The sequence below is a fragment of the Microvirga massiliensis genome (genome assembly GCF_001006805.1).
Lineage (GTDB): Bacteria > Pseudomonadota > Alphaproteobacteria > Rhizobiales > Beijerinckiaceae > Microvirga > Microvirga massiliensis.
Map to the genome: position 1 here is coordinate 1 of NZ_LN811358.1, position 18,840 is coordinate 18,840.

The 18,840-nt window shown below is 62.7% G+C and carries 19 protein-coding genes; 8 read left to right on the top strand and 11 right to left on the bottom strand.

Annotation, left to right across the window (positions count from 1 at the left end; genetic code table 11):
• Window positions 1–280: 280 nt before the first annotated feature.
• A complete protein-coding gene (locus BN1233_RS24235; RefSeq protein WP_048708306.1) occupies window positions 281–1,570 on the bottom strand; it encodes a serine hydrolase domain-containing protein in 1,290 nt (429 codons plus the stop codon).
• Window positions 1,571–1,617: 47 nt separating this feature from the next.
• On the opposite strand from BN1233_RS24235, the gene BN1233_RS24240 reads away from it, so the two are divergent.
• From BN1233_RS24240 to BN1233_RS24255, 4 genes are all read left to right on the top strand, one after another.
• On the top strand, window positions 1,618–2,130 hold the full coding sequence (locus tag BN1233_RS24240) for a hypothetical protein (RefSeq protein ID WP_046866233.1): 513 nt from the start codon (window positions 1,618–1,620) through the stop codon (window positions 2,128–2,130).
• Between the two features lie 418 nt (window positions 2,131–2,548).
• Entirely contained in the window at window positions 2,549–3,580 is a 1,032-nt protein-coding gene (locus BN1233_RS24245) for a PQQ-dependent sugar dehydrogenase (RefSeq protein WP_052763910.1), read from the top strand.
• Between the two features lie 230 nt (window positions 3,581–3,810).
• Complete coding sequence (locus BN1233_RS43255; protein WP_048708304.1) at window positions 3,811–4,029, top strand: hypothetical protein; 219 nt, start codon at window positions 3,811–3,813, stop codon at window positions 4,027–4,029.
• A gap of 321 nt (window positions 4,030–4,350) precedes the next feature.
• Window positions 4,351–5,295 carry a LysR family transcriptional regulator gene (locus BN1233_RS24255; protein WP_046866529.1) on the top strand — a complete coding sequence of 315 codons (945 nt, stop codon included), beginning with the start codon at window positions 4,351–4,353 and terminating at the stop codon, window positions 5,293–5,295.
• 93 nt (window positions 5,296–5,388) lie between these two features.
• Here BN1233_RS24255 and BN1233_RS24260 read toward each other — a convergent pair whose 3' ends face one another.
• The 4 genes from BN1233_RS24260 to BN1233_RS24275 form a co-directional block, all read right to left on the bottom strand.
• A complete protein-coding gene (locus BN1233_RS24260; protein ID WP_082145657.1) occupies window positions 5,389–6,648 on the bottom strand; it encodes a patatin-like phospholipase family protein in 1,260 nt (419 codons plus the stop codon).
• Window positions 6,649–6,682: 34 nt separating this feature from the next.
• Window positions 6,683–7,507, bottom strand: coding sequence for a 3-hydroxybutyrate dehydrogenase (locus BN1233_RS24265; protein ID WP_046866235.1), 825 nt, complete (start codon window positions 7,505–7,507; stop codon window positions 6,683–6,685).
• Window positions 7,508–7,646: 139 nt separating this feature from the next.
• Entirely contained in the window at window positions 7,647–8,909 is a 1,263-nt protein-coding gene (locus BN1233_RS24270) for an MFS transporter (protein WP_082145638.1), read from the bottom strand.
• A gap of 88 nt (window positions 8,910–8,997) precedes the next feature.
• Window positions 8,998–9,498, bottom strand: a complete 501-nt coding sequence (locus tag BN1233_RS24275; RefSeq protein ID WP_046866236.1) for a cupin domain-containing protein — start codon at window positions 9,496–9,498, stop codon at window positions 8,998–9,000.
• Between the two features lie 208 nt (window positions 9,499–9,706).
• Between BN1233_RS24275 and BN1233_RS24280 the strand changes: the two genes are divergently transcribed.
• Window positions 9,707–10,660, top strand: coding sequence for a LysR family transcriptional regulator (locus BN1233_RS24280; RefSeq protein ID WP_046866237.1), 954 nt, complete (start codon window positions 9,707–9,709; stop codon window positions 10,658–10,660).
• Between the two features lie 2 nt (window positions 10,661–10,662).
• Here the strand turns inward: BN1233_RS24280 and BN1233_RS24285 are convergent, their stop codons facing one another.
• Complete coding sequence (locus BN1233_RS24285) at window positions 10,663–11,985, bottom strand: NAD(P)/FAD-dependent oxidoreductase (protein ID WP_046866238.1); 1,323 nt, start codon at window positions 11,983–11,985, stop codon at window positions 10,663–10,665.
• Window positions 11,986–12,232: 247 nt separating this feature from the next.
• On the opposite strand from BN1233_RS24285, the gene BN1233_RS24290 reads away from it, so the two are divergent.
• On the top strand, window positions 12,233–12,811 hold the full coding sequence (locus BN1233_RS24290; RefSeq protein WP_046866239.1) for an NADPH-dependent FMN reductase: 579 nt from the start codon (window positions 12,233–12,235) through the stop codon (window positions 12,809–12,811).
• 249 nt (window positions 12,812–13,060) lie between these two features.
• Window positions 13,061–13,513 carry a DoxX family protein gene (locus BN1233_RS24295; protein ID WP_046866240.1) on the top strand — a complete coding sequence of 151 codons (453 nt, stop codon included), beginning with the start codon at window positions 13,061–13,063 and terminating at the stop codon, window positions 13,511–13,513.
• Window positions 13,514–13,620: 107 nt separating this feature from the next.
• Here the strand turns inward: BN1233_RS24295 and BN1233_RS24300 are convergent, their stop codons facing one another.
• The 3 genes from BN1233_RS24300 to BN1233_RS24310 form a co-directional block, all read right to left on the bottom strand.
• On the bottom strand, window positions 13,621–14,409 hold the full coding sequence (locus BN1233_RS24300) for an HvfC/BufC N-terminal domain-containing protein (RefSeq protein ID WP_046866241.1): 789 nt from the start codon (window positions 14,407–14,409) through the stop codon (window positions 13,621–13,623).
• 7 nt (window positions 14,410–14,416) lie between these two features.
• Window positions 14,417–15,289, bottom strand: a complete 873-nt coding sequence (gene bufB, locus BN1233_RS24305) for an MNIO family bufferin maturase (RefSeq protein WP_046866242.1) — start codon at window positions 15,287–15,289, stop codon at window positions 14,417–14,419.
• 121 nt (window positions 15,290–15,410) lie between these two features.
• The gene (locus BN1233_RS24310; RefSeq protein ID WP_046866243.1) at window positions 15,411–15,719 is read right to left on the bottom strand and encodes a BufA1 family periplasmic bufferin-type metallophore; all 309 of its coding nucleotides are present in this window, start codon (window positions 15,717–15,719) and stop codon (window positions 15,411–15,413) included.
• A 274-nt stretch (window positions 15,720–15,993) separates the two neighbouring features.
• Here BN1233_RS24310 and BN1233_RS24315 point away from each other — a divergent pair, with 274 nt between their 5' ends.
• Window positions 15,994–16,488: a DUF302 domain-containing protein gene (locus BN1233_RS24315; RefSeq protein WP_046866244.1), complete on the top strand. Its 495-nt coding sequence runs from the start codon at window positions 15,994–15,996 to the stop codon at window positions 16,486–16,488.
• Between the two features lie 474 nt (window positions 16,489–16,962).
• Here BN1233_RS24315 and BN1233_RS24320 read toward each other — a convergent pair whose 3' ends face one another.
• Together BN1233_RS24320 and BN1233_RS24325 are read right to left on the bottom strand one after the other, a co-directional pair.
• Window positions 16,963–17,808, bottom strand: a complete 846-nt coding sequence (locus BN1233_RS24320) for an HD domain-containing protein (protein ID WP_046866532.1) — start codon at window positions 17,806–17,808, stop codon at window positions 16,963–16,965.
• Between the two features lie 80 nt (window positions 17,809–17,888).
• Complete coding sequence (locus tag BN1233_RS24325; protein ID WP_156312690.1) at window positions 17,889–18,386, bottom strand: cupin domain-containing protein; 498 nt, start codon at window positions 18,384–18,386, stop codon at window positions 17,889–17,891.
• Window positions 18,387–18,840: the final 454 nt, after the last annotated feature.

Genomic DNA, 18,840 nt, shown 5'->3' on the forward strand with positions numbered 1-18,840 from the left:
ACAACGAGACGCGTCCACACCAGGGCCGCTGGTGCTATGGTAGACCCCGATGCAGACCTTTCGGGATGCCATCGCAGTCGCCCGGGAAAAGGTCCTGCCGGCGGTGGCATAGAGGAGAGGCACAGCGGAGCCGACACCCCAACCTGTCCGATTAAGTCTGAACTTCTACAGCTGAATGCAAGCGGCCTCTATCGCTTCACAGAGGAGCGCACGAGCCATTGCAACTGCGTCATCCCTATCCTACGCCGACGCATGGGATAGGGATGATTGATACGAGACTTCAGTCTATCGCGTAGGCGGCCTCTCGCACGGGGTTCGCAATCGGACCGGAGCCAATGACAGCCGTCTGGGTCATGATGACGCCGACCACGCGGTTCGTCGGATCGACCCAGAACTGCGTGCCATAAATTCCGCCCCAGCCGTAGCTGCCGGCCGGCAGGCGAGTCTTCGCAGCCGCCGGGTCGGTCACCACGCCGAAGCCGAGGCTGAAGCCCCAGCCCGGCCCGCGGAGCGTCGGCATGCTGCCGACGGCGTTCTGCGTCATCTGCCGAACCGTCTCGGCGCGGAGCACGCGCGCGCCGTCGAGTTCGCCCTCATTCAGGAGCATCTGCGCGAAGCGCGCGTAGTCGCCGAGCGTCCCGCTCATCCCTGCGCCGCCCGAGTGGTAGGCGGTCTGTGAGAAGACGCGGTTCGGATCGAGTGTGGCAGTGCCCTTGGTCGCAGGATAGGGTATGGCCTCGACCGCCTTCACAGGGACATAGCCGGTGCCGAGCTGACCCGTACTCTCCGCCGGGCGGGTCACTGGCACGAATCGTTCACGCATGGACTCCGGCGCGTTAAACACCCAGCTCTCGATGCGCAGCGGCCTCGCAATCCGCTCCGTCACGAAGGCGCCGAGGGTGCCCCCCGTCACCTTCTCGATCACCGCTCCGAGCACGTCAGTGGCGAGCGAGTATTCCCAGCTCGTCCCGGGCTGATAACCGAGCGGCACCGAGGCGAGCCGCTTCATTGCCTCGGCCGTCGTCACATCGGGCTGGTCGAGCCCGTCGGTCACGCGGGCCTCGCGGTAGGCATCAACGAGCCGCGGATTGTTGATGAAGTTGTACGAGAATCCAGCTGTGTGGGTCAGCAGTTCCCGGATCGTAGGTGGTCTCGTGGCGGGGGCCTCGTCGCCCTCCGGCGGGCGCACGCGGAGATTGGCGAACTCGGGGAGATAGCGGCTGACAGGGTCATCGAGACTGATCCGGCCCTCCTCGACCAGGATCATGGCGGCGACTGAGGTGACAGCCTTCGTCATAGAGGCGAGGCGGAACATATCGTTCTCGCCGATGGGTGTGGTGCCGCCGACTTCACGCACACCCATGCTGCGTTTGTATACCGGACGGCCATCCTGGAGGATCAGCACCGCAATGCCGGGGGTGCTGCGGCCTTCGACGAGTCCGCGAAGGGCCTCATCGAGCTTCGCCGAGCGAGACTCGGGCGAGAAGGCCAGTGTCGAAGAAGCAGAGAGCCCTCCGAAGGTGAGCGCCGCGGCCCCGAGTAAACCGAGTAGCAGTCGACGTGTAATCATCCTCATTTCCTCTCTTCAGAACCTGTTTTCCGCAGGAAGGCATTGGGGTGCGCGGCGGCGACATCGACAGGAACGGCGTGCTCTGGGGCTCGGGCTCGAACGGTACTCTCGTCAGCTTCGACCGGAGCAAGTGCAAGGGTTCCCTCAATGGGCCGAATGCGACCGGCAATCACTGCCTGGAAGGCTTCGCGTTCCACAAGTATCCGGGCCCGGCTTTCGAGGGCTTTGAGAATGGCAGTGGCGAGGCGAGCTACTATACCTGGGTCGATCACCACAACACGGTCGGGCTGGGCGAGAACATCCCGATCTCGACCGCCAACCTGAATGACGGCTTCGTTGCGTTCAAGGATGGGCAGATGGTCATGCTGCGCATCCCGTACCCGCTGGGCTTTTTCGCGAAAGGCCTGGACGGACGCATCGATGACCCGAACGCCGGCTGGAAGGGCCGCGGGCTGTGGAGCACGAACGGCGACCGTACCCCATGGCTGAAGGAAGGCGGCAAGGGCTCCAAGCCACGCGCCGTGCATATCCAGGTGCGGTCAGATCCGCTGGCGCATTGAGCGGATCGCACGAAGACGGAAGCGCCTACGTCTGGCACAGAGCGGCCGTGCACAATCAGGTCGGAGCTGAAACGGGCTGGCAGCTCAAAGGGGGCTGCCGGTTCCTTACCGCTTCATCTGCTTGGCGAGCGCAATTGCATCGTCAGATTCGATGCGGATCTAACGGACGGTGCTCTCCAGTTTCTCGTATCCGAGAGGGAGTTGAACGATCCGAAGCTTTCCTGCTCTTTCATAGATCAAAGAAGCTTCGGTTCGGCGCAGCGAATGCTCGGACGAGCTTTCGCGTTCATTTCGGCGTCGATTTGTCCTGCGAGACTCACGTTCACCGGGCGATCGAGAGGATGTCGGCGAACAGGCATCGGAGTTCACGACACCATTGCAGCCTGGAGCATCAACTCGGCTCAGTCGGGAGGTGATCATGCGTTTCAGGAGGCAATCCAGCTTTTCAGCCCTTGCCGGTCTTGCATTCGCCGTTCTGTTGCAGGCGCCGTGCCACGGCCAGGTTGCCAGTACATCGCGCGGTGATCGCGTCGAAGTCTTCGCCCGCGTGCCGGCTGCTCGCGCGATGGCCATCTGCGGTGGAGCACTCTATGTCGGCACCACGGGAAATGCGGTCTATGGAGTGCCTTTGTCGGGTGGGCGCGCGGTACGAGCCGCCTCCGGCCTCACCGCTCCCAATGGCGTTGCCTGCCTGGGGAACAGACTCTACGTCGCTTCGCGCGACCGCGTCTCGGCCTCTACTCCGACACCCGGGGGCGGGCTTGCCGATCGTGTCGATGTGCAAACCGGGCTGCCCAATCTGGCGCATCACGGCTTGCGCTACATCCAGGCCGGGCCGGACGGCCGCCTGTACATTGCCATCGGTTCGCCCTGCAACATCTGCCGGCCTCAGGGATTGCAGGGAACGATCGTCAGCATCGGCCCCAATGGAGGAGATCTTCGGCGCGTCGCTTGGGGAATTCGCAATTCGGTCGGTTTCGACTGGAGCGGCGGCGTTATGTATTTCACCGACAATGGCGCCGACGGCATGGGAGACAACACTCCACCCGACGAACTCAACGCCCTGCGACCGGATGCCTTCTACGGCTTCCCGTATTTCGGAGGTCGGGTGCGGTTGCGCGGCTTCGAGACGGCGACGCCACCCGCGACGCAAACCCCGCCGGTATATGAGTTCCAGGCGCATGTCGCGACTCTTGGGGTGCACTTCTATCACGGTGCCATGTTTCCGGAGCTGCGCGACGAAGCGCTGGTGGCCGAACACGGAAGCTGGAATCGCAGCACTCCGGTCGGATACCAGGTCGTGCGGCTGCGCATTGGCAGCGCGTCGTCCGGAAACGGACAGAGATTCCTGCGCGGCATCGGCCGCCCGGTCGACGTCAAGGAACTACCGGACGGATCGATCGTGGTCTCCGATGATGCCGGAGGCCGGATCTGGCGAGTGTCTCGCTGAACGCGACGCAACACGGAATCTGCAGGAGATGGCGCTCATCGAGCAAATGACGCGGAAAGGGCGTGAAAAGACGAAACCAGCAAAACGATCGCGCAGGGGCGATTCAACGGCCGCGGTTGGACTTCCGGTCCGGATGGGCGCATATTGGCTCCATCACCGGCCGATCCGAATCCGTAGGCGCCGGTGGCTGAGAGACCCGCCTGCTCCCGCCTGCTAGGCTGGAGCACGTCATGCCCGACACTCCCGAGACACTCACGCGCCGCTACCGTCGCGCGGCCTACGACGAGAAAGTTCTCCAGTTTGCGCAGGAGACCCTGAGCCGCTCGCGTGAGTTGCTGGAGAAAACCAAGTTTCTCGTTTCTCCCAACCCTGCAGGCTCGTTCATTGGAGCGCGCCAAACGGATTCCGGTAAATGCGATTTCGAGAGCGAGGCCGGAAAAGGGGATTGATGGACGACGCCGTCCTGGTTTGTGCCCGGGCGAGCCGCAGAGCCAGCCAAAGCCTCGCTGAAACACGAGCCCTCGCCTGATCTGGAGCCGGAGACCAGTGGACGACCGGCGTCATGGAAGGACAGGCGCCGCACCACGGACGATGACGTCTGGAACTTACCCGAATGGGCGAGCCACGCTATCCAGCATCACGACCATAGGACACGCCGCCAGGGGCCATCGGATCGTGCCTCAAATCCGCCAGTCGGGCGCGTAGTATTCCCCTCCGATACGAGCATACGACTCATCGGCTGTCACGGGCCCATGTTCGGGGTCGCCGCCATGGAAATGCATCAGGTCCGCTATTTCCTTGCCTTGTGCGAGGACCTCAACTTCACCCGTGCGGCCGAGCGCTGCCACGTGGCCCAGCCGTCCTTGACGCGGGCGATAAGACAGCTCGAGGAGGAACTCGGGGGCGTGCTGTTCCACCGCGAGCGCGCCAATACGCATCTGTCGGAGCTCGGACGAATCGTCCGGCCGCATCTCGAGCAGATCTATCGTGAGATGGCCGAAGCCAAACGCGAGGCCGGCGATTTCCGGCGCCTGCGCCATGTGCCCTTGAAACTCGGGATCATGTGCACGATCGCTCCAAACCAGATCATCGAGCTGATCGGTTCGGTGCGCACTCGGCACGCGGAAATCGAGTTGCAGCTTTCGGACGCGAATGGCTGGGAACTCGAGGAGCGCTTGCTCCAAGGCGATCTCGAAGTTGCCATCTACTGCCTGCCCGGTCACGAGCCGGACGATCGGCTTCATGTCCTGCCGCTTTTCCGGGAGCAGATCGTAGCGGCCCTCGGGGCGAGACATCGCCTCGCGAGCAGGAATGCCGTCCGCGTCAAGGACCTCGACGGCGAGTGCTACATTCATCGAACGAACTGCGAGTTCGCGGGCTATGCAGATCCCGTGTTCCAGGCTCAGAACGTCAAATGCACCGCCGTCTACTGGAGTGAAAGGGACGACTGGACTCTGGCGATGGTCGCGTCCGGTCTCGGCTGGGCCTTCATGCCTGCGAATTCCGTCAATCATTCTGCAGTCGTGGGGCTGCCCATTATCGAGCCGGAATTCTGGCGCGAGGTGAACCTCGTTACCGTGCGGGGGCGCCCCCACTCGCCGGCGGTTGGAGCGCTCGTGCGCGAGGCGATGCGGACACGCTGGTTCGGCGAGCCTGCCTTAGCAGTCGAGAGAGAACGCCAGGCGACATGCGGAACCCCACAAACCTGGATGTGAGCTTTGACTTCAGGCAAGGCCGTCCGGATCCGTGGGCGCTCCGATTCAGGACGACCGAAGCCTGGCATCTGCCGGTTTGCGCGGCTTGCTTCCTCAGGCAGCGGTTATCATCACGCCGGGTCCTGCCTCGTGCAGGACGAAGCCTTCAACCGGGTCGAAGTCGCCGGACCACGGAGCCAGTTCGAGGACCCTGCTCGCATCCGCATAGCCGGACTCCCAACGCTTGCGGATGCCGGCCGGGCTGAAATCGATGTCCTTGGTGTGGTCCTCGCCATCGAGGGGTGGCGCGAGCAGCCGTACCACATGCATCCGGGTCAGGCAGCCATAGCTGGCAAGTTCCCTGATCGCCGGACTGCGCCGCTCGGCTTCGGGCAAGCGTCGCTCGAGTTCGGCGATCACGTGACGGAGGCGGTGGATTTGCTTCTGCCGGGCGATGTGGCTGATGGCCCGGCTCGAATACTGGATATCCTTCTGGCGGCTCATGACCTGCCAGATCGTCTCCGGTTCGGAGCCCTGCGGGTTCCAGATATGGACAGCGAAGACGACCGAGTTCCGTCGCGGATTGTCGTCGAACACGGCCTCGACCGGCGTATTCGACAGAATGCCGCCATCCCAGTAGAGGTCGCCGTCGATCCGTACGGCCGGGAAGGCCGGGGGGAGGGCGCCGGACGCCATGACGTGACGTATATCAAGCCTCATGTCACGGCTGTCGAAGTATCGCATCTCGCTGGTGCGGACGTTGGCTGCTCCGACCATCAGGCGCGTTTCACCGCCGTTCAGCCGCCCGAAGTCGACGAGTTCGCTCAGAGTCGTGGCGAGTGGCGCGGTGTCATAATAAGCGGCCGCATCCGTCCCGAGAGGCACGTGCGGCCCGAGGAAAGCCGGCATGTTCGGTCTGAAGAACGCCGGAATCCCATGAGCGACCGTCATCAGGTTGCAGGCCAAGGGGCCGACAAAGGGCCAAGCGCCGAGCAGTTCCATCCAGGGGCTATGCTGCATGCGGCTCCAGAACTCCCGGAGACGGGCCATCCGGTCTTCCGGCGCGTTTCCGGCGATCAGGCTGGCGTTGATCGCACCGATCGAGGTGCCGATTACCCAGTCGGGCTCGATTCCGGCTTCGTGCAGGGCCTGATAGGCTCCTACCTGATAGGCCCCGAGCGCACCGCCGCCCTGCAGGACCAGGACGATCTGGCCGAGCTCCTCCGGAATGTGGCGCGGGCGAGTTCGTGGTGTCCGCGGCACTGGTCGTTCCGTAATGGCGGATGATGGGGTTCCAGTCCGCTCCAGTTCTGCCCTCAGCGCCTCGTCGGAGCTCCCGCCCCCCTTCAAGACATCTGGCTTCACGTGTTTCATCGTGATGTCCTCCCTCATGTTCCTGAATCGGAGATCAATGAGCGGTCCAGCCACCATCGACCGGCAAAGCAGCGCCCGTGATCGAGGCGGCGGCATCGCTGGCCAGGAACGTCGCGAAAGCTCCGATCTCGTCCACCGTGGCAAAGCGCTTGTTGGGCTGCTGGGCCAGGAGGACGTCCCGAATAACCTCCTCGCGCGGAATGCCGTGCGCCTTCGCCTGCCCTTCGATCTGCGCCTCGACGAGAGGGGTCCAGACATAGCCGGGGCAGATCGCGTTGCAGGTGATTTTCTCCTGCGCGGTCTCGAGCGCCACGACCTTGGTGAGGCCGACGATCCCGTGCTTGGCCGCGACATAGGCTGCCTTGAACGGAGAGCCCACGAGGGCATGGGCAGAGGCGATGTTGATGATCCGCCCACGGCCTGACCGGCGCATCTCGGGCAGCGCGGCACGGATCGTGTGAAAGGCCGAGGAAAGGTTGATCGCAATCACAGCATCCCACTTCTCGACCGGGAACTGGTCGACCGGGCTGACGTGCTGGATGCCAGCATTGTTGACCAGGATGTCGAGGCGGCCGAACGTTTCAATGGTCGTCCTGACCATCTCGGCGATCTCGTCGGGCTTGGACATGTCCGCTGCCGAATAGATTGCCCGAGTGCCCCTTCCGTCGGCGAGGCTGGCCACCGTGTCATTGATCTCCTCAGGCTTACCAAACCCGTTGAGGACGACCGAGGCACCTGCCACCGTGAAGGCCCGGGCGATACCAAGGCCGATCCCGCTGGTGGATCCGGTGACAATTGCGACCCTGCTTTCCAGGATCCGTGCGGACTCCATGGCTGGATTGGCGAATTCGACGTTCATGGTGATTCTCCTGTTGAGCCCGAGCCGGATCTCGATCCGACCCGTGAGATGATGGCCGACAGAAGCAGCGGGCTGAAATGCCGTCTTTCTGCCGCAACGATAGAGGGCTGCTATCGAGCTTCCCTTAGATTGCTCGTCTCTACGGAAGAGTTCCCGAGGACGCGGCCGGAACGCCACCTGTGATGCGCAGTGAAGCTATGTCGACGGTCGTTCTCAGACGGAAGGCCAGGAGCGCTGCGACAGCGAGCGAAAGCCCGATTCCGGCAACACAGAGCGGCCAGCCATAGTGGTCATAGACCTGGCCGAGCACGGCGCTGCCGACCAGACCGCCGAAGAAGTAGGATGCGAGATAGAGCCCGCTGGCAGAACCTCGGTCAGTAGTGGCAGCCTTGCTGACGAAGCTGGTTGCCGTGGCCTGAGCGAAGAAAGTGCCGATTCCAACGAGGGTCAATCCCGCCATGACAACAGGGAGACTTGGGATGACCAGCAGAGGGAGCCCTGCTCCGGCGAGCGCCAAGGATCCCCAGAAGGTCGGACGCGTGCCAAAGGTCTGCACGGCACGGCCGGCGAACAGCGTCGTGACGATCGACGGCGCGAAGACGAGGTAAACGAAGCCGAGGGCCATTTGTCCGATCGCGATCGGCTCGCGGACGAGAACGAAGTTCACGTAGGTGAAGGTACCGATGAACGCGAACAGGATGCAGAAGCCGATGGCGAAGCTCGGACGCAGGAGCGGGTTGCGCAGATGTTCGGCCCAGATCGAAAGCGGCGATCGAGCCGGTTCGTCTTGCGCCTCCATCGGGGCGGCTTGGGTCAGCCAGATATAAACTATTGCGGCGCCGAGTAGGTTCAGCCCGGCAAGCGTCAGGAACGTTGCCGGCAGGCCGAGATGGTCGGCGAGCCCGGCCGCAATGAGCCTGCCGAACAGGTTGCTCGCAACATTCCCGGTGATGTAGGCGGCGAACGCTCCGCCGGCATCCATGGCGCTGCAATGCTCGCCCAGATAAGCGAGTGTGAGCGTGAACGCCGACGCCATGCACAGGCCCTGAGCGATCCGCAGCAACGTGAAGGTGGTGAGATCCGGCGCTACTGCGAGAAGGGCCGTGGGAATCGCAAGGATCGTGAGGCTGACGAGAATCCCGCGCCGGCGGTCGATCCGGTTGCTGAAATAGGCGACCGCAAGGCAGGCCGCCGCCATCCCCATCGTGGTCGCGTTCACCGCGAAACCCATCGCGGCCGGAGTCACGCCGTAGGCCCGCGTCAACGCCGGCAGAATCGCCTGCGTTCCGAACAGATCGACCACTGTCAGGAAGGCGATGAGGCCGATCAGGAGGGTGCGCATGAGTGCGCCTTGATGATGATTGTGCATCGGCATGGTCTGGCTCCGCCTGAGGTCCGTCATGACACCTCCATGGGATTGAGCAATCAGCGCCCGGCGCGGAATGCCGGACGCTTCATGTCCCGACCGGCTTCATGTCCCGACCGGACGGTCACATCGTGTGTTCGTCCTCTTTTTTCATTTCGTGGAAGATATCCGAGGACAGGAGCACGGCCGGGACCTTGCCGGTGTTCTTCCACCAGTGCTCGACTCCGAGCTTCTCGATCGAGACTTCGCCGGCCTTGTGCTCGATCCCCACCGAGCAGTTGCTGGCGTATTCCTGGATCGAACCCGAGACGATGTAGATCAGGGCTGGCCGGTCTGCGTGGCTGTGCCAAGGCACGATGCCGCCGGGCTGAACCACCAGCCTGCGGATCCGCATCTGGCGCTCTGTGAGGTTCACCTTCTCCTTGGAGAGGTCGATGGCGGCCAGAACTGTATCCGTCACGCCCTTGGGCTTCGTCTCACCCGATGTCCGAAAACCGGGGCTGACCTTGTCGGCCGGGCATTCTCCGGCGCTCGCCGGGGTGGCTAGGAAGAAGGCGCTCGTCAGGAGGGCGGCCGCGCACAGGCGGCGCTGGACGATGAGAGGAATTTGGGTTCCGTTGCGCATGTCGAGGTCTCCTCAGTTCCGCCGCGCAAATGGAGGCAAGCAGATGGAGCTGGCGCGGGGCGGCGATGGAGATCGTCGGACGAGCGAGTGCGAATTTGAAATGCCGAGCGGGCCTCAATTCGATAGCCAGCAGCTATCACCACCGAAAGCCGACAGGCGGTAATCTGCAGCGATCACGGCATCGGGGGCACAATCGACGGAGACTCTCATGGAGATGCACCAGATCCGGTACTTCCTGGCCGTCAGCAAGGAGCTCAACTTCACGCGGGCGGCGGAATTTTGCAACGTCGCCCAGCCGTCGCTCACCCGCGCCATCAAGCTTCTCGAGGAGGAACTCGGCGGCCCTCTGTTTCATCGGGAGCGCGCGAACACGCATCTGTCGGAGCTCGGTCGCACGGTGCAGCCTTACCTCGAAGAGGTTTATGCGAAAACGCAGGAGGCCAAGCGTCAGGCGCTCGACTTCGGCAAGCTCAGGAAGACTCCGCTGAAGCTCGGAGTAATGTGCACCATCCAGCCTGACGAGCTCCTCGACCTCGTCAGCGGTTTGCAGGCGCGCCACCCCGGGATCGAGCTCGAGATCATCGATGCGAGCGCGGCGGACCTGGAGGATCGCCTCCTAAACGGTCATCTGGAAGTCGCGATCTACTGCATCCCGGGAAAAGACCCGGACGAGCGGCTGCATTACATACCGCTGTTCCGCGAGCAGTTCATGATCGTGGTCTCTACAGACCACCCGCTGGCGTCCCGGAACGCAATCTGCCCGCGAGATCTCACCGGCGGTCGCTATCTCAACCGGATCAGCTGCGAGTTCTATGGATATGCGGGTGCGATCTGGCGGGAGAACGGCTTCGAGGGGTGCGAGATGGTGTATCGCAGCGAGCGCGATGATTGGATCCTCGCGATGATCGCGGCTGGTCTCGGGTTCGGCTTCATGCCTCAGAGCTGCGCCAAGCATCCGATGGTGGCAGCCCGACCAATGGTTGACCCGGAATTCTGGCGCGAGGTCAACCTTGTGACCGTGCGTGGGCGCCCACACTCGCCTGCCGTAGGCGCCCTCGTGAAGGAGGCGATGCGTGCCCGCTGGCTTGGCCAGCCTGCGATCGCTATCGGTGCGGAGAGGGAGCGAGCGGCTGCCGAACCTGTCCTCGCGGCGGCCGAATAGGACTACGTCGCTCCCCGGGGTAGCACCGCCATCACGGAGCTCGGCTCCTTTTCTCCGGTCTCGGGATCCGGTCCTGTGATCAGACGCGTGCCTCGCTGAAAACTGGCATAGGTCCAGGCCCAGTTCATCGCGACCACCAGGCGGTTGCGAAAGCCGATCAGGAAGTAGATGTGGACGAGGCTCCACAGCCACCAAGCCAGATAACCACTGAGCCGGACGCGGCCGAACTGCACGACAGCCTGCTTCCGTCCGATGGTCGCCAGCGAGCCAGGGTCGCGATAACGGAAGGGCGGATGCTCGCGCCCAGCGATCCTGGCCCGGATGAGCTTTGCGATGTACTTGCCTTCCTGCTTCGCGACCGGTGCGACACCCGGGAGCGGCTTGCCGTCCATGCCGAGCACGTGGGCGGTATCGCCAATAACAAAGATGTTGGCATGTCCAGGGGCGCTGAGATCCGGCGCGACCTTGACGCGACCGACCCTGTCGGTCTCGGCCTGCAGCCATTCACCAGCACGGGACGCCTGGACGCCCGCGCCCCACACGACAGTCCGAGCTTCGATCCGCCCCGTTCCTGATGAGACACCGGCCTCGTCGCAGCCCGTGACCGTGGTCGAAAGCCGGACTTCGACTCCGAGCGCTTCAAGCGAGTGCCTCGCTGCTTTGGAGAGGTGCTCGTGGAAGGTCGGCAACAGGCGCGGTCCGGCCTCGACCAGGATGATGCGGGCATGAGCGGGATCGATGACGCGGAAATCCGACGCGAGGGCTTTGCATGCGAGTTCCGCCATGGCACCGGCAATCTCGACACCCGTCGCGCCGCCGCCGACCACCACGAAGGTGAGCAGACGGTTGCGCTCCTCGGGATCCGTCTCGAGTTCGGCCCTCTCGAACGCAAGCAGGATCTTGCGGCGCAGGAAGGTGGCATCGTCGATCTTCTTAATGCCCTTGGCATGGGCCTCCCAGCCGTCATGGCCGAAATAGGCATGCTGCGCCCCGGTCGCGAGAACGAGATAGTCGAAGGGGATCCGGCGCTCGCCCGATACGACTTCGCGCCGGGTCGCATCGATTCCCGTCACCGTTGCGAGCATGACCGAAGTGTTGCATTGCCTCCGGAGAATGGCGCGGATCGGCGACGCTATGTCCGCTGGTGAGAGGGCCGCGGTGGCGACCTGGTAGAGCAGAGGCTGAAATAGATGATAGTTGTGCTGATCGACAACGGTCAGGTCGACTGGTGCGTTGGCCAAGCCTTGCGCCACCGTCAGGCCGCCGAAACCGCCGCCGACGATCACGACGCGGGGCCGTAGCATCGTCTTCGTGATATCCGCCATGTGGTCCTCCCGTGGAAATGACCTGGATTCTCCCGGCTCGCTCTGTCGAAATAAAATACCATCCTCCTATGGCCGCCATGCCGGGCTTCTATCGCTTGGTTTGAAAAGCTGACGGTCGGATCCAACGAAATGGCAGCCTCCGTCCAAGGCACTCATCGACTTCATAGCCGGCAAGTATTTGAAACCGGATCGGCGTTGTGACCCTCTTGGGTCACAGGAAGTCCGCTTGGTTCTGAAGGAGAATACCATGTCGCTTCTTCTGCCGGTCATCTTGGGATCGGTCCGTTCGGACCGACAGGGAATCCGCGCTGCCCGCTTCATCATGCGCCATTTTGAATCCCGCGGATGCGAAGCGCCGCTCGTGGACCCGCTGGAGTTACAGCTGCCTCTCCTCGACCGCATGTACAAGGAATACCCGAAGGGTGAGGCTCCTGACGTGCTGGAACGACTCGCGGATCTGTTCCGCCGGGCTGATGGCTTCGTCATCGTCTCGGCCGAGTACAACCACAGCATCCCGCCGGCGCTGACGAATACGCTCGATCACTTTCTCGAGGAGTACTTCTGGCGGCCGTCCGCCATCGTCTGCTACTCCGCCGGCCAGTTCGGTGGAGTCAGGGCAGCCATGCAGTTGCGGGCGCTTCTGTGCGAACTCGGAATGCCGAGCATCTCGTCGCTGCTGCCCATCCCGAAGATCGGAACGGCACTCGACGAGGAAGGCGCCCCTCAGCAATCCTGGCTCGACCAAGCCGCTAAGCGCTTCGTCGACGAGTTTGTGTGGTATGCGCAAGCCCTGCGCCGTCAGCGAGCCGAGGGCACCCCGTATTAGCGGATCGCTGTTTCCGGCTGAAGCGGGCGAACCATGTCGCGGAGCTATGACACGACCGCAAGGCCGCCGAGCCCGTGCTCTCTCGCCCTGCGAGCCCAGGTCGCTTGGCGGTCACAGCGGCAGGAATGCCCGATAGTCGAGAACTATGGGTTCGATGAGTCCTCGATATTTCAGCTCCGGTTGGCCCGGTGGTGTGATGATAGCAAGGCCGGTCGTGGGGGCCAGCCTTGCACTACAGGAGGTCGACCCATGTCTATCGAATCTCTGGCACATCGCGGTATCGCACTTGCCCAGGCCATTCCCGACAGCCTTGTCTCGCTCACGGCCCGCGTTGCCGTCGCAGGCGTCTTCTGGCGCTCGGGCCAAACCAAGATCGAGGGCCTCCACATCAAGGACTCGACCTTCTTTCTGTTCCGGGAGGAGTACATGGTGCCGCTGCTGCCGCCGGACGTGGCGGCCTATGTGACGACCATTTCCGAGAATCTGTTCTCGGTGCTGCTGATCGTTGGATTGGCCTCGCGCCTCTCGGCTGCGTGGCTCTTGGCCATGACGGCAGTGATCCAGTCCGTCTATCCGAGCGGTTGGCCCGAGCACATCCTCTGGGCGACCGCGCTTCTCGTCGTCATCACCCGCGGTCCCGGAGTGGTCTCCCTCGATCACCTGCTGTTCCGGACGAGTCCAGCCCCCGCGTTCAGCCGATAAGAGGTGGGCGACTCGTGGAGGCACTTCGCGACAGCATACCGGCCGGAGGTATTCCCCGGCCGGGCTTTCGGCTGATTGTCGAGAGCGAGATGAAGGATGCGTCGCAGTCAATCCCGCATCACCGGCCGGCATTCCTCGCTCGAGAGCCCGACAATGATCCTGTTCATGATGAGGCCGGCCAGATTGGCAACGAGGTCGAACCGAGGATCAGCGCCAACAGCCTCGCCAGCTGCTTCCCTGAACGTTGAATCGTGCAGGAGCATCGACACGAATTCCGCGCCGCCGGCCGGCAGCCGGTGAATCTCCACCTCGAGGTCCGGCCGGATGACCAGTGCATCCTCGGCTACGGAGCCATCGATGGCCTGTGTCCCGTCTGGATCGGCATGTGCCTCCCAGATCGTCACGATCGGGTAGGGCGACCGGACGATCTCGACCGAGGGATGAAGGACAACTCGGGTTTGCGACCATGCGCACGAGGACAGAGACGCCAGCGCCGCGATGCTCAAAGGTTTCGCATCGGCTGCGTGATAGGCACGGGTGCGCGCGGCCTCTAGGCACGCCATATCGCTTAGATACGGCACCGACCGGGCCGGCGGGAACGTGTCGATGAAGTCGCCGAAATCATCTCCATACTTCATGAGCAGCGGCGAGCGGGGTGGCGACAATGCGATGTAGACTCGCGTCATAGCGCGGAAGTACTCGTCTCCGACAAGCGCCTGGCACACGGGAAACCGGGTCGCGAGCGCCTCGATCAGGCTCACGAAGACATTGTTCCGATAGACGTCGAAGCGTCGCTCTGCTTGCTGGCTCGGCGTTCGAAGTCCGGCGGGCGCTTCGCGCGTCCGATCGAGCAGGGCGAGGGAAAACTCTTCCTGAAGAGTCCAGAGCGATGTCATGGTAGCCTCATGCGACCATAGCCATCGCGGCGATGGCGCGGTCCGCCTTGCGGGTTTCATCCAGGAGAACCTGGAAGGATGGAACGTCATTGTCCCACTCGATCAGTGTCGCAACCGGACCGATGCGTTCGAGAGCATGCTCGTACAGCTTCCAGACGACATCCGCGATCGGGGTGCCGTGAGCATCGATGAGCAGTGGATCACCGTGATCATCGGTGTCTTCGGCGAAGCCGGCGAGGTGAATCTCCCCGACATGCTCGACGGGAAAAGCATCGAGATATGCAGTCGCATCGTACGTGTGGTTGGTTGCCGAGACGAAGACATTGTTGACGTCCAGCAGCAATCCGCATCCAGTTCGGTGCACGACCTCCGACAGGAACTCGATCTCGGAGATTTCGGTCTGCTCGAACGCGACATAGGTGGATGGGTTCTCGAGCAGCATGCGCCGTCCGAGCGCCGACTGAACCTGGTCGATATGTTCGCTGACCCGCCTCAAGGTCTGGCGATCGTACGGGACTGGCAGCAAGTCGTTGAGGAAGATGGTGTCATGTGTCGACCAAGCCAGATGCTCGGAGAAGGATTCCGGATGATAGCGCTCGACTAGCCTTTGCAACCGGGCGATGTGCTCTCGGTCGAGAGGTTGGTCGCCGCCGATCGAGAGCCCGACGCCATGCAGCGAGAGGGGATAGCGCGCGCGGATCTGCTCAAGGTAGCGGTGCGGCGGGCCGCCAGCCCCCATGTAGTTCTCGGCATGGACTTCGAAGAAGCCGATCCGCGGCGAGGTCGCGAGGATCTCCGCGTAGTGCTGCGGCTTGAGGCCCAACCCGGCACGGGCTGGCAACGCGGAGATATCGTGCCGAACGACAGAGGTGAGTGACATGGTTCCTCTGATTCCGTTTGGAGCCGGGAGGCTGCCAGCCTCCCGGCTGTAAGCGACGCCCGATGCCGGTAGGTCGGGAAGAAGCGTCGAGAAGACGGTCCGACGTGACTCTCTCGGAACGTCACGCTGGAGGAAGATCGCGGTTCAGAGCCTGCAGGCTGCCGGCCCGGCTGCCCGGTACCATGACGGTCGTGCAGGTGCCCTTGGGGACGATCTTCCAGGCGTTGCCCTGATAATCGACCTTGGACGTGCCCGCGCAGGTGGTGCCCGGGCCCGCCGCACAGTCGTTCTGACCTTTGAGGGCAATGCCGAAACACTTCTCCTGATCGGAGGTTGGCGGCGGCTTGGGCTGGGCGCTGGCCGCAGTTGCGGCAAGTCCGAGGGCGGCCGCCATGGCGCCCGCGACAGAGAGAGTGATCCTGGTGGTCATGGCTGTCTCCTGCTTTCACGTGGCTCTCAGTAGTGGGAGCCACCTGGGAGCATGATTCAGGAGCGTGCCGCAGCGGTGAAATACTGAACGGTGATCGACCCGATAGCGGGGGTCTATGATGGCTGCATCCGCGGAGATTGTTCGAAGTGCAGCCTGCCATAGCCGTTCCGCATGGAATTGGGAGCCACTCGGCATTTCGCGAGTGGGCGAGACCTCGTCATGCTTGATCTCGTGGCTCACGCGCGGTGCGTGGGCGGCAAGCTGGAGCATTCCTATGACACTCCGCATCGCAAGTCTCGTGATGGCCGCCCTCGTGCCGGCCGCGCTCGCTCTGTCCTCCGCATCGAGCAGGGCGGAAAGCCCGGCCCGGCAGGTTTTCGAGAACGGGATCGTGAAGGTGAAGAGCGATTATCCGGTGGCCGAGACGATCGACCGGATCAAGCAGGATGTCGCTCAGAAGGGCATCATGTTCTTCTTTGCCGTTGACCAGGCGAAACTCGCCGGCGAGGCAGGTATCAAACTTCGTCCATCGACTCTGCTCGTCTTTGGCAATCCGGCCCTCGGCTCCCAGTTCATCACGTCCAACCCGCTCGCGGGCATCGATTGGCCGGTTCGGCTCCTCGTTCTCGAGGACGAGAAGGGAGATGTCTGGGCGGTCTACAATGACTTCGCTTACATCGCCCGGCGACATGGCATCGCTGACCGCAAGGAGGCCTTCGACAAGGCTTCCGAGGTCATCGGGTCGATCACGTCCAGCGTGGCGAAGTAGTCATCGGATGCAACTGGTTCTTGCCCTTTGGGTGGCGCCGATCACACGACTCGGCAAGGGGTCCAGGCCGTGTTAAAACTCATGGTCTCCCAACCGCCTGGATCGAGCGGACGATCAAACAACAGCTGACGGCTCCGTAACACAAGCAATGGCAGGACAAGAACGAAGCCTTGTTGCCCTCGCGGTAGGAGCGACCGGAACGTGGACGACGTTGACTGGTGGGACGCTCTACTGCCAACCACGACCTGATAGTCCTCTAGCGGTTCGGATCCGCCGAACCGGTCTGCGTGGGTTCGATCGGTTCCTCTCGAACGGAGCCATCGGAGTAGAAGGCCTTCTTGATGCCGAGACGAAAGCAAGCCGCTCGACCAGTTTCCGGCTTGGGGATCGAGAGTTTGAGTCTCATCCGCCAGCCGCTCCAGTGTCGGCCAGGCAGGATAATCTCGAGGTTTCGAGCCGCAGGCGCGGCAGAACTCATCGCTGTGGCCCCATGAGGGTATATGCGTGTTCGACGCAGAACACATGGCTGTGCAGGTTTGCGATCCACTGCCGTCCTGCTGCCGTTACATTCAGGTAGGCGATTGCCTCGCTCAGTTGTGGTGAGACACTGGTCCAGTAGAAGTCGGGATAACGTTCCACGAGGTCGGCAGGCGAGTTGTAGCCGAGCTGGCGGTTCAGGCCGATCTCCTCGAACTCGTAGAATAGCGCGTTCGCCTTCTTCAGGTAGAGGGGATCGCCGAGCTGCCCGATCAGGTCAGCCGCTTGGACGAGACGACCCTCCGGGTCCTCCGGTGCCTCCTCCGCCGATCGGCACGCCGGAAACCGGGTGAACTCGATGGCTCTGGCTACTCGATCAGCATCAATCGTCGGTGACCGCCCGAGCCGCTCTATGACAAAGATCTTGGAACGATCCACATGATAGCGTGCAAGCGCCGCATCCGATGCCCCGCGTTCCAGCGTGATCGTGCGCCCATCTGCATCGACGATGAATTGGTTGTTGTTGTCGCCCTTCAGGATACCGCGGACATAGCCGATATCATGCAAAAGGCAGGCGACGATCAGGTGCGAGTAGTCCTCCGGCTCGAGTCGTTCGGTGAGCATGCGTCCGCGGATGATGTCTCGCCCGACCAGAGTGACCAAGAATGTATGCTCGACATTGTGGTAGAGGGCGTCACTTTTGCCGAGGCATTCCAACGCGACCCGCGCGATGCCGTCGAGCCGTTCGGCCTCGTCCTGGTGCGAGGATCCAAACAGCCGCCGGAAGTCGCCGGCCAGATGCTTTCCGAGTTCATCGGCCGCTATGGCAGGGATCGTCATCATCATCGAGCCTCCCCGATCGCCATTCCAATGCCTGCCTTCGTTCGCCGACATATGGGTAAGAGCTGCGCCTGCTGTGCCGTTTAAGCCCACTCCACCCCATGCTTTGGTCCCGCGGCCAGCATGCGCGCGTTCAGTTCTGCTGTTGGAGGCGGTGCCAGGCCGCATTGGTCTCCGGCAGGATCCAACGCATCTTGGAACCACCCTTCCATGCCGGCCGGCGTAAACACCGCCAGCATCTGTGCATTATCGGCACCAACATCGCGGTAGGTGTGGACCACGCCACGAGGCGCCGTAACAAAGTTGCCCTTGCTGATCTGGACGGTGTGGTCGCCGACCGTGACGGACAATTCCCCCTCGAGCAGGTAGAAGAACTCATCCTCACGATGATGGATGTGCGGCGGCCCGCCACTAGGAGCAACGATGCAATGGACGATGAAGCACCCGCCGCTGTTTCCGCGGCCTGTCACAAGGAATGTGCAGCGGTCGCCGGGTCCCCAGAAGGCTTGGCCTTCGCCGCTCGGGATGTGAAGGTGTTCTGCCGAGGAAAGGGAGCTGACTTGCATTTCAGACAAACGCACCCTCCCATGATGGTGGGGTAAACATTATCATGTCCGGGCGTCTTCCGGAACTTGTGCAACGACTGTTCGGCAGCCTGAGAAAGGATGGAATCGCTCCGCCACACGTCGCTTATTCGGCCGCGGATGGTGTTATCAGAGCGTCACCGAGCCTCGACGTGTTCGGCGACTTTCTCCGATCGCCAGCGCACTTCGGACTTAAGGCCACGCCTCATCTGCCTCTCGATGTCAAAGGGTCCATAAGGCAGGGTCGCCCTTGGTGGGAACAAGCCGTTCGCCAATTGGCCTGCGGATGACAGGTCTTGGCACTCGCCGGTCATTTATGATGTGCCAGTGTGAAGCCCACTCCAGACATTTCTTCACAAGCGCTGTTCAGGATCACCAGGGTGAGCCGGCTTATAGCTGCTGACGGCTTCCAAGCAGACGTCCCGCATGCTTCACCAAGTTCCCACTTTGA